We start from the raw sequence: 10339 nt of genomic DNA, 5'->3' as shown, positions 1-10339 counted from the left end.
CTACTTTTGAGACAGCCCCTTTTGTTTTACTTCTCTCTAAAGTTAGCCTGAAAAACCCGTTTTCTAATTACCGCTAGCTATTAAAGAGCACTTAAACCGTTTCTTATAATGATTTGATCCATTTCACCAGTTCATCTCTTCCTTTTCCGGTTTTCTGCTGTAGCCTACCCAACAATTCATCGTCTTTTCCCTCTTCGTATTTCAAATCATCATCTGTTAAATCTGCATAGGCTTGCTTAACCTTGCCTTTCAACTCATTCCATTTTCCTTTTAATTCTAACTTATCCATAATTTATCCTTTATTTAAAAGTTGTTTAACAATAGACTAATAGCTAATAAGCAAGCTTGGCATTTTCTATGCTAAAAAAGACCTGCTTACCGTTGGATATTTACTACCCAATTGCTTAAAAGGAACAAGTTATCGGCAATTATGTTTTTAAAAGTTAAACAAAAAAGGCCAGCTCTCGCTGACCTTTAATTAATAAATGCAAATAATTTTTTAAGCTTTTTTCGTCGCTTCGATAATTTCATCAACCACCGCTGGATCTAACAAAGTAGAGGTATCTCCCAAGTTTGTGGTTTCTCCTTCAGCAATTTTCCTTAAAATTCGACGCATAATTTTACCCGATCTGGTTTTTGGCAAGCCTGTTACAAATAATATCTTATCTGGTTTAGCAATAGCACCAATTACCCTGGTAACGGTTTGCAAAATATCTTTCTTGGTTAAGTCTGCGTCTTGGTGGTGGTTTGGATAAATGATAAAGGCGTAAATACCTTGTCCTTTAACATCGTGAGGATAGCCAACTACCGCACTTTCTACCACACCGGAGTGCATGTTAATGGCATTTTCTACCTCTGCAGTACCAATTCTATGGCCAGAAACGTTCAATACATCATCTACTCTTCCAGTAATTCTGTAATAGCCATCCTCATCTCTTAAACAACCGTCGCCTGTAAAATACATGCCCGGATAGGTAGAGAAATAAGTTTGGCGGCAGCGTTCATGGTCGCCATAAGTGGTGCGCAACATGCCCGGCCAAGGAAACTTAATACATAAGTTACCACTCACGTTATTGCCTTCTAGCACCTTGCCATTTTCGTCAACTAAAACTGGCTGTACCCCAGGCAAAGGCAAAGTGGCAAAACTAGGCTTTGTTTTGGTAACAGTAGCAATTGGCGAAATCATGATGCCGCCATTTTCTGTTTGCCACCAAGTATCTACAATTGGTGCTTTATTTTTACCAATTTTATCATCGTACCAATGCCAAGCCTCTTCATTAATTGGTTCGCCTACCGAGCCTAAAACCCTTAAAGAGCTTAAATCTTTTCCTACTAATGGCGCATCGCCAAAACTCATTAACGAACGTATGGCCGTTGGTGCCGTATAAAGAATGTTCACCTTGTGCTTCTCTACAATATCCCAAAAGCGTGATGGTGTAGGATAGGTTGGCACACCTTCGAAAATTAATGAGGTAGCACCTTGCGAAAGCGGCCCGTAAACAATATAAGAGTGACCGGTAATCCAGCCAATATCTGCCGTACAAAAATAAACTTCATCTGGCTGATAATTAAATACGTTAGTAAAGGTATAACCTGCATAAACCATATAGCCCCCGCAGGTATGCACTACCCCTTTAGGCTTCCCGGTAGAACCAGAAGTATATAGAATGAACAGGAGGTCTTCTGCGTCCATTTCTTCGGCTTCGCAAACGGCACTTACGTGCTTTACTTCATCTTCCCACCACACATCTCTGCCTTTAAGCATACTTACCGGTGTTCTAACGTGCGTAAGTACAACTACCCTTTCTACGGTAGGGCAACCAATTAGCGCATCGTCAATTACCTCTTTCAACGGAATTGGTTTTTCGCCACGATACACGCCATCGGCAGTTACCACCAATTTACACTGGGAGTCGTTAATTCTATCGGCAATAGACTTCGCAGAAAAGCCCCCAAATATAACCGAATGCACCGCTCCAATACGGGCACAAGCCAACACAGCAATAGCCAACTCTGGCACCATTGGCATATAGATACATATACGGTCGCCTTTTTGCGCACCATTTCTCTTTAAAACATTGGCAAAACGGCAAACGCGTTCGTGCAACATTTTATAAGTTAAGGTTACACTATCTTGATCTGGGTTATTCGGTTCCCAAATAATTGCAGGTTTATCTGCATTATGCACTAAATGCCTGTCTAAACAATTCTCGGTAATGTTAAGCTTAGCTCCTTCGAACCACTTAATTTCTGGTTGTTCAAAATTCCACGAAAGCACTTTGTACCAAGGCTTTCTCCATTGAAAATTTTGGGCTACTTCGCCCCAAAACTGCTCTGGATTTTCAATACTTTTTTTGTAGCTTTCTTCATACTGCTCAAAAGATTTGATTTGCATAGTATATCTTATAATAGGTTTTGGATTGTGAAATTGCTAAATTAAATAATTAAATACGATAAAAACATCAAAATCGTCTCAATTTTACAAACAAGTTTTCAATAATACCCCCATGATTAACAAGCACAATGCCTCTAAAAAAAACTGACAAAAAAAAACCCACCTATTTTTATAAGTGGGCCAAGTTAGAGCTGACAACTTAGTTAGAATGTCTTACAAGGGTTAGAATTTTTAAAAAACCTTACAAAACTAAACCGCCCCACCCATATTTGGAATACCTAAAAGTTAGTATTTTTCAAAAAAATACCCGTTCTAACGAACCGTTTATCTCCTTACAAGAAGGCATTGTCCTTTCCTGTTAATCGTTAAGCTTTCAAGTATTTTAAGTACCAAATAAAGAAACTGTTTAAATTTCAGTGATTTTTTTTTCTTTGTCAATCTGAGCTTTCCCATAAATCGGAACAAGTAGTTGAAGACTACCTATCGAAGAATGTTTCGACAGGCTCAACATGTCAGCTGTGTTTTATGAATAAGAAATTTAAACAGTTTAAAAATATCTAAAAATATTTTGGCAGTACACTTGATGATTAGAAAAATTATTCAGATATTTGCAGGCTCTTAAAAAGAATTAAGCGACGAATAACAAATAACAAAATAAAGTCATGTCAAGAGTTTGTGATTTAACAGGAAAAACCGCGATGAAAGGACATAACGTTTCTCACTCGAACGTTAAAACTAAGCGCAAGTTTTATCCTAACCTACAACTTCAGAAATTTTATATCCCTGAAGAAGATCGTTGGATAACACTAAAAGTATCTACTTCGGCTATTAAAACCATCAATAAAATTGGTGTTTCTGAAGCGATTAATCGTTTCATGAAAAAAGGATATTTGTAATAAACATTTACCGATTTTCGGTATAAATAGATAAAGAAATGGCAAAAAAAGGTAACAGAGTTCAAGTTATTTTAGAGTGCACAGAGCATAAAACAAGTGGTATGCCTGGTATGTCTAGATATATCTCTACTAAAAACCGTAAAAACACTACTGAGCGTTTAGAGTTGAAAAAATACAACCCGGTTTTAAAGAAAGTAACCGTACACAAGGAAATTAAGTAAGGATTAAGGTGGAAAGTGTAGGGCAAAAACGATATACATTAATTATCTAATTTGCTAATTATCACATTCTCTCATTAACATTAAAAAACATGGCAAAGAAAGTAGTTGCAACCCTTAAAACAGGTACAGGTAAAGAATATTCAAAAGTGATCACTATGGTTAAGTCGCCAAAAACTGGTGCTTATTCATTCAAAGAATCAATTGTTCACAACGATCACATTAAAGATGCTATTGCTGCTGCAAACGGCAAATAACAATATTCAAAGAATAGCTTAAGGCCGTTCCGTACTAACGGAATGGCTTTTTTATTTTATCAAACTATGGGTTTATTCGATTTTTTTAAGAAGAAAGAAACCGCACCTGAAGCTCAGGAAGCGCTAGATAAAGGACTAGAAAAAACCAAAGAGGGATTTTTTAGTAAACTAACCAAAGCTGTTGCCGGAAAATCTACGGTAGATGATGATGTATTGGATAATTTGGAGGAAGTTTTGGTAACTTCTGACGTAGGCGTTAGCACTACGCTAAAAATTATCGATAGAATTCAGGAACGTGTAGCAAAAGACAAGTATCTTTCTACTACTGAACTAAACCATCTTTTGCGTGATGAAATTCAGTTGTTACTAGCTGAAAACAACAGCAATGATTTTAGAAATTTCGAATATGGCGACCATAAACCTTATGTAATTATGGTAGTTGGCGTAAACGGTGTTGGCAAAACCACCACCATTGGCAAACTGGCCCATAAGCTGAAAAAAGAAAACTTAAGCGTAGTACTTGGCGCTGCCGATACTTTCCGTGCCGCTGCTGTTGACCAAATTAAACTTTGGGGCGAACGTGTTGGTGTACGTGTGGTAGCGCAAGCCATGGGTTCCGATCCTGCTTCGGTTGCTTTCGACACCTTACAATCGGCTGTTGCCAACAAAGAAGATGTGGTAATTATTGATACTGCTGGCCGTTTACATAATAAGGTTGGATTGATGAACGAGCTTGGTAAAATCAAAAATGTAATGCAAAAGATAGTACCTAATGCACCTCACGAGATTTTATTAGTACTAGATGGTTCTACTGGACAAAATGCTTTTGAACAGTGCAAACAGTTTACCGAAGCAACCGATGTAAACGCCCTAGCCATTACAAAATTAGATGGAACAGCTAAAGGCGGTGTGGTTATTGGTATCTCCGATCAGTTTAAAATTCCGGTAAAGTATATTGGTGTGGGAGAAAAAATGGACGATTTACAATTGTTCGACAAGAAAGAGTTTGTGAATTCGTTGTTTAAATAGTTAATTTTGTACTATGGCAAGTATCATTATACATACTGATAATAAGAAAGATATTTCTCTACTTAAAGAGTTAGCTGAGAAAATGGGCCTATCATCACAAATTTTAAGCAAAGAAGAAAAAGAAGACATAAATTTTGCTGAATTAATGAAGCAAAACCATGTAAATGATAATTTGCTTAAAGAAGATGCTTTAACATACTATCGCAACTTACAAAAGAAATAAATGGTTGTTCAATACAACAAGAAATTTCTTAAAGACCTTTCCTCACTCCCCAAAAAAGATAGAGAAAAGATTGAAAATTTCGTATTTGAAGATATTAACCAATATACAAGCTCTATCGAGCTTAACAAGCTTGAAAAACTTTCAGGCTACCAACATTATTATAAAATTAGATTTGGAAATTACCGGGTAGGTATAAAACTTGAAGAAGAAACACTCATTTTTGAGAGAGTACTTCATCGTAAAGAAATCTACAAACTATTTCCTTAACTATCATTTTTAAAAAATGATTACAAAAAACAAAACGACTACAAAAACGGTTCAACCTAAAATTAACGTTATTACCCTTGGCTGTTCTAAAAACACTTACGATAGCGAGGTGCTAATGGGGCAATTGAAAGGTAACAGCCTCAATGTCGAACACGAATCGAACAAGTTGGGCAAAGACGATATTGTAGTAATTAACACCTGTGGCTTTATAGACAATGCAAAGCAAGAATCTATCGATACCATTTTACAGTACAGCGAACTTAAAGAACAAGGAAAAGTTGGAAAAGTGATTGTTACTGGCTGTCTATCGGAACGTTACAAACCAGATTTAGAAGCCGAAATTACTAACGTTGATGCTTATTTTGGCACTAACGATCTTCAAAATATCTTACACAGTTTAGGGGCAAACTACAAACACGAACTCATTGGCGAGCGCTTGTTAACCACACCATCGCACTTTGCCTATTTTAAAATTGCCGAAGGCTGTAACCGTCCATGTTCTTTTTGCGCCATACCGCTAATGCGTGGCAAACACGTTTCGAGAGACATGAACGAGTTGGTGAATGAAGCAAAAATATTGGCAGCCAACGGCACCAAAGAATTAATTTTAATTGCACAAGATTTAACTTATTATGGGTTAGACATCTATGGCAAACGTAATTTAGACGAACTTTTACGACGCTTATCTGACGTTAATGGCATTGAATGGATTAGGCTACAGTACGCCTACCCCTCTGGTTTTCCGATGGAGATCTTAGATGCCATGAACGAGCGGGAGAATATCTGTAAATATTTGGACATGCCGTTACAGCACATTACCGATAACATGCTAAAATCAATGCGTAGAGGCATTACTAAGCAAAAAACCATCGATATTGTTAACGACATTAGAGCAAAAGTACCAAACATCGCTATGCGTACCACTTTAATTTGCGGCTACCCCGGCGAAACTGAACGTGATTTTGAAGAAATGTACCAATGGGTTGAAGCTACTCGTTTTGATCGTTTAGGCTGTTTCACTTATTCTCACGAAGAAAAAACACATGCTTATGATTTAGTAGACGATGTACCTGCAGAAGTAAAACAAGAACGTGTAGATGCCATTATGGAGCTACAACAAGGAATTTCTTATGAAATTAACCAAGAAAAAGTAGGAAATACTTATAAAGTTTTGGTGGACAGAAAAGAAGGCAATTTCTTTATTGGCCGTACTGAATTTGACTCTCCAGAAGTGGATAATGAAGTGCTCATTGATGCAAATTCTGGCTATGCCGCAATTGGCAGCTTTGTAAATGTAAAGGTAGATAGAGCTGAAGATTTTGATTTGTACGGACAGATTGTGAAATAACTCCCTATCATCATTTCGACCACAGCCTGCGAGTAGAGGCTGTCCAAAAAGCCGGTCGTCAATCTCGACAGTAACAAAGAGAGCTTTTCCAAAAGACTTCTCCTAGTGCCTCGTAGAAATGAACGGCGGTATTTCAACTTTTTGGACACCCTCTTAAAATCAATTAATAAACATCAAAAAAATTATCCAAACCTTCCAATACTTTTTTCATATTGCTACCATCTGCATCGTAGCTGTATAAAACCCAACCATTAGCAGAACCTATGTAAAACTTCACAAACATCTTCTTACCATCTGGCGATAGATGTACCTCATCAATACTGTCATGCTTTGTTTTACTAAACCCAGTAGGCAAACCGATATTTAGCTTTTGTTTACCTGAACCGTCGTAATTAGCCAAATAGAAGTCATCTGTTCCGCTAATGCGATAAAGAATCTTTCCCAATTGTTTCAAGCCATCAAATTCTGTCGTAGGTACAGTATCTGCTTTAGCTTCCTTTTTACAACTCATTTGAAACATAACAATAGCAGCCGAAAATAAAAATAGCGCTATACTACTCAATAATAGTTTTTTCATCTTTTCTTAAATATTTGTTTATAATCAAATATATAAATATAATTAAAAATACCCAATATATTGGGTTAAATAATATTTTTATGAAAAGCATCTTAGCTATGTGATAAATAATAGAGATAAAGATGTTTTAAAAGTGTTTGGCGTACATCTTAGGCAACTAAGGAAGGAAAGAAATTTATCACAATGGCAGCTAGAAGTAGCCGCAGAAATTTCTAAAAATCAAGTAGGCAATATTGAACGCGGCGAAGTAAACATTACCCTCACCACGGCTACCGCAATAGCCAAAGCCTTAAATATTCCGTTAAAGGATTTGTTTGATTATTAATATGGTGTAAAATAATACCTTTCACTCCGTCATTTTCAAAATTTAATTTAATTTCGAGATGTGAAGGCTAAATACATTTCCTATCAAGATACCCACTCATTTTCTAAATTGGTTTTAGATTATGTGAATGATGTTGATTTCTTAAAATCATTTTACAGCTACCGCCCAGATTTAAACGGTTTAAAGCAAGCTTTTGAAGATCATCAGTTTTTGGGTGATAGAAAGATTTTAGTGCAAGCTTTAAAAAAACAATATTTGGGTATTGAGGCAAATAAAGCCGTAAATGCAAATATTGATTTGCTTTTAGACCAGAATACTTTCACAGTTACTACTGGCCATCAACTTAACTTATTTACAGGGCCGCTATATTTTATTTACAAAATTGTAACCACCATTAACTTAGCTTTAGAGTTAAAAATTGCCTATCCAGAAAAGAATTTTGTACCGATTTATTGGATGGCTACCGAAGACCACGATTTTGAGGAAATCAACCATGTAAATGTTGACGAAAAAAATATCAGTTGGATACAGCAAACCAATGGCGCAACTGGCAGGTTAAGTACAAAAACCGTAGCGGCAGCAGTGCAAGCTTATAAAGGCTACCTTGGTATCAGCAAAAATGGCAAAAAGCTAGGCAAACTGGTAGAAAGGGCATACTTAGAGAATGATAATTTAGCCGATGCCACAAGAGTACTGGTAAATAGTTTGTTTGAACAATATGGCTTAGTCATCGTCAATGCAGACGATGCTTCGTTAAAAGCGCAATTTGCAAATATTATTAAGAGTGACATTATTGAGCAACATAGTGCCCGGTTAACCGAAAAAACTAGTAAAACTTTAGAAGAAAACGGTTACAAAACTCAAGTAAACGGCCGGGATATTAATTTCTTTTATTTAAAAGACAATCTTCGCGAAAGGATAATTAAAGAAGGTGATTTATACACTGTTAATCGTACCGAAATTAAATTTACAGAGACCCAATTACTGACGGAGATAGACACCTACCCCGAACGATTTAGCCCAAATGTAATTATGCGTCCGTTATACCAAGAGGTAATTTTACCCAACATCGCTTACATTGGTGGCGGTGCCGAAGTTGCTTATTGGATGCAATTAAAGGCTAATTTCGATTACTACAAAGTAAGCTTCCCAGTTTTATTGCTACGAAATTCTGCGTTAGTTATAGATAAAAGAAGCTTTTCTAATTTGCTTAAACTAGGTTTTAATTTCGAAGACATTTTTCTTTCTACAGCAGACTTACAAGAGAAATGGATAACAGCAAATAGCGATGCTGCACTTAGTTTAGCTGATGAAAAAGCAAATATCCAGTCGGTATTCGACAAAATTAAACTCAATGCGTTTAAGATAGACAAAACACTTGAAGTGTCTGCCGATGCTGTATTAACCAAAACTGAAAAACTGCTAGAGAAGCTGGAGAAGAAATTTTTCAAAGCCGAAAAAAGAAACCACGAAGTTTCCATCAATCAAATAGAAAACCTAAAAAAGCGTTTATTCCCTAACGGAACTTTGCAAGAAAGAGTTTTAAATTTAGCTCCGATGTATGTAGAGTACGGCGATGATTTTATTTCGAGCTTGGTAGAAAACTTTGAACCTTTAGGTGGCGATTTCACGTTGATATTAGCTTAAGCACGAAAGTCGATCGTCCGATATCGGAAGATATTAGGTTTAAAAAATAATTTTACAACTTTACAACATATTTAACCATGTTCATCAATTTCACCGAAAAAAAATTAAGAAACTTTACGTTCAGCGTATTTAAAAAGATGGGGTGTTCTGATGAACATGCCACTTTAGCAACTGATGTTTTAGTACGTTCTGATTTACGTGGAATAGATTCGCATGGAGTGGCTAGGTTAAGTGGTTATTATCGCCTTTGGGAGAAAAACAGAATTAATGCTACACCAAACATTCGTGTAGTTCACGAAACACCTACTACTGCAACTGTTGATGGCGATGCAGGATTGGGTTTGGTGGTGGCGCCTTTTGCCATGAAAATTGCGATTGAAAAAGCAGAAAAATATGGCAGTGGCTGGGTTTCGGTTAAGAACTCTAACCATTTCGGTATAGCGGGGTACCACGCTTTAATGGCGGTAGAAAAAGACATGATTGGCATAAGTATGACCAATGCTAGCCCCTTGGTTGCCCCTACTTACGCCAATGAGCGTTTGTTGGGCACAAACCCCATGTGCTACGCTTTTCCGGCAGGCAAATATCCCGCTGTAGTGGTGGACATGGCAACCGCAGCAGCCGCTAATGGCAAGCTAGAAATTGCGCAAAGAGCAAACAAGGAAATACCAAACGGCTGGGTACAAACCAAAGACGGAGAAAATTCAATTAATCCTAACGAACTAAAGACTGGCGGTTCGTTGCTTCCATTGGGGAGCGACAAAGACCACGGCAGCCATAAAGGTTACGGTTTGGGCGCTACGGTAGATATTCTTTCGGCTGTGCTTTCTGGCGCAAATTATGGCCCTTGGGTACCGCCATTTGTGGCCTTTTTAGAACCAGACCCAAATCCGGTAGGCAAAGGTATTGGACACTTTTTAGGCGCCATGCGAGTAGATGGTTTCCGCCCTTCGCAAGATTTTAAAGACCATTTAGACAATTGGATAGCACGTTTTAAAAGCGCTAAAACCATACAGTCTAATCAAAAAATAATTATTCCGGGCGAACCAGAATACGAATTTGAACAAGAACGTAAAACAGCTGGCATTCCTTTAATTGATGTTGTGGTTAACGACCTGAATAGTTTAGCTGAAAAAATTGGCGTAGCACTACTGTAA

The 10339-nt window shown here is 37.2% G+C and carries 13 protein-coding genes; 10 read left to right on the top strand and 3 right to left on the bottom strand.

The genetic code is table 11. The annotated features are described in order from the left end of the window. Positions 1-103: 103 nt before the first annotated feature. Positions 104-289 (bottom strand): CsbD family protein, encoded by a 186-nt coding sequence (locus tag B3I52_RS03600; RefSeq protein WP_293298834.1) that lies wholly within the window; start codon positions 287-289, stop codon positions 104-106. Positions 290-499: 210 nt separating this feature from the next. Beyond that, a complete protein-coding gene (gene acs / locus B3I52_RS03595) occupies positions 500-2395 on the bottom strand; it encodes an acetate--CoA ligase (protein WP_293298832.1) in 1896 nt (631 codons plus the stop codon). A gap of 662 nt (positions 2396-3057) precedes the next feature. Between acs and rpmB the strand changes: the two genes are divergently transcribed. From rpmB to rimO, 7 genes are all read left to right on the top strand, one after another. Beyond that, positions 3058-3291: a 50S ribosomal protein L28 gene (gene rpmB / locus B3I52_RS03590; protein ID WP_097132999.1), complete on the top strand. Its 234-nt coding sequence runs from the start codon at positions 3058-3060 to the stop codon at positions 3289-3291. A 38-nt stretch (positions 3292-3329) separates the two neighbouring features. After that, positions 3330-3512 (top strand): 50S ribosomal protein L33, encoded by a 183-nt coding sequence (gene rpmG, locus B3I52_RS03585; protein WP_107216618.1) that lies wholly within the window; start codon positions 3330-3332, stop codon positions 3510-3512. Positions 3513-3601: 89 nt separating this feature from the next. Then, positions 3602-3766, top strand: a complete 165-nt coding sequence (locus B3I52_RS03580; protein ID WP_293298829.1) for a DUF4295 domain-containing protein — start codon at positions 3602-3604, stop codon at positions 3764-3766. Between the two features lie 66 nt (positions 3767-3832). Then, positions 3833-4795: a signal recognition particle-docking protein FtsY gene (ftsY, locus tag B3I52_RS03575; RefSeq protein ID WP_293298826.1), complete on the top strand. Its 963-nt coding sequence runs from the start codon at positions 3833-3835 to the stop codon at positions 4793-4795. 13 nt (positions 4796-4808) lie between these two features. After that, on the top strand, positions 4809-5018 hold the full coding sequence (locus B3I52_RS03570) for a hypothetical protein (RefSeq protein WP_293298823.1): 210 nt from the start codon (positions 4809-4811) through the stop codon (positions 5016-5018). Continuing rightward, entirely contained in the window at positions 5019-5285 is a 267-nt protein-coding gene (locus B3I52_RS03565) for a type II toxin-antitoxin system RelE family toxin (RefSeq protein WP_293298820.1), read from the top strand. Between the two features lie 16 nt (positions 5286-5301). Beyond that, a complete protein-coding gene (gene rimO, locus B3I52_RS03560) occupies positions 5302-6633 on the top strand; it encodes a 30S ribosomal protein S12 methylthiotransferase RimO (RefSeq protein WP_293298817.1) in 1332 nt (443 codons plus the stop codon). 163 nt (positions 6634-6796) lie between these two features. Here the strand turns inward: rimO and B3I52_RS03555 are convergent, their stop codons facing one another. Then, entirely contained in the window at positions 6797-7210 is a 414-nt protein-coding gene (locus tag B3I52_RS03555) for a hypothetical protein (protein WP_293298815.1), read from the bottom strand. A gap of 100 nt (positions 7211-7310) precedes the next feature. Here B3I52_RS03555 and B3I52_RS03550 point away from each other — a divergent pair, with 100 nt between their 5' ends. The 3 genes from B3I52_RS03550 to B3I52_RS03540 all read left to right on the top strand — a co-directional run bounded on the left by B3I52_RS03550 (position 7311) and on the right by B3I52_RS03540 (position 10339). Beyond that, positions 7311-7535: a helix-turn-helix domain-containing protein gene (locus B3I52_RS03550; protein ID WP_293298812.1), complete on the top strand. Its 225-nt coding sequence runs from the start codon at positions 7311-7313 to the stop codon at positions 7533-7535. A gap of 60 nt (positions 7536-7595) precedes the next feature. Next, entirely contained in the window at positions 7596-9182 is a 1587-nt protein-coding gene (gene bshC, locus B3I52_RS03545) for a bacillithiol biosynthesis cysteine-adding enzyme BshC (protein ID WP_293298810.1), read from the top strand. Between the two features lie 77 nt (positions 9183-9259). Next, complete coding sequence (locus B3I52_RS03540) at positions 9260-10339, top strand: Ldh family oxidoreductase (protein WP_293298808.1); 1080 nt, start codon at positions 9260-9262, stop codon at positions 10337-10339.

Source organism: Pedobacter sp. UBA4863, from assembly GCF_002399615.1.
Lineage (GTDB): Bacteria > Bacteroidota > Bacteroidia > Sphingobacteriales > Sphingobacteriaceae > Pedobacter.
The sequence above is the reverse complement of the archived record's forward strand: the minus strand, read 5'-3'. Positions and strand labels throughout refer to the sequence as shown.

Bases quoted from the DNA above. Each gene is read 5' to 3' on its own strand.
- B3I52_RS03540 (WP_293298808.1), top strand. From the start codon at position 9,260: ATGTTCATCAATTTCACCGAAAAAAAATTAAGAAACTTTACGTTCAGC.
- B3I52_RS03600 (WP_293298834.1), bottom strand. From the start codon at position 289: ATGGATAAGTTAGAATTAAAAGGAAAATGGAATGAGTTGAAAGGCAAG.
- B3I52_RS03570 (WP_293298823.1), top strand. From the start codon at position 4,809: ATGGCAAGTATCATTATACATACTGATAATAAGAAAGATATTTCTCTA.
- B3I52_RS03565 (WP_293298820.1), top strand. From the start codon at position 5,019: ATGGTTGTTCAATACAACAAGAAATTTCTTAAAGACCTTTCCTCACTC.
- rpmG (WP_107216618.1), top strand. From the start codon at position 3,330: ATGGCAAAAAAAGGTAACAGAGTTCAAGTTATTTTAGAGTGCACAGAG.
- acs (WP_293298832.1), bottom strand. From the start codon at position 2,395: ATGCAAATCAAATCTTTTGAGCAGTATGAAGAAAGCTACAAAAAAAGT.
- rimO (WP_293298817.1), top strand. From the start codon at position 5,302: ATGATTACAAAAAACAAAACGACTACAAAAACGGTTCAACCTAAAATT.
- B3I52_RS03555 (WP_293298815.1), bottom strand. From the start codon at position 7,210: ATGAAAAAACTATTATTGAGTAGTATAGCGCTATTTTTATTTTCGGCT.
- B3I52_RS03580 (WP_293298829.1), top strand. From the start codon at position 3,602: ATGGCAAAGAAAGTAGTTGCAACCCTTAAAACAGGTACAGGTAAAGAA.
- ftsY (WP_293298826.1), top strand. From the start codon at position 3,833: ATGGGTTTATTCGATTTTTTTAAGAAGAAAGAAACCGCACCTGAAGCT.
- rpmB (WP_097132999.1), top strand. From the start codon at position 3,058: ATGTCAAGAGTTTGTGATTTAACAGGAAAAACCGCGATGAAAGGACAT.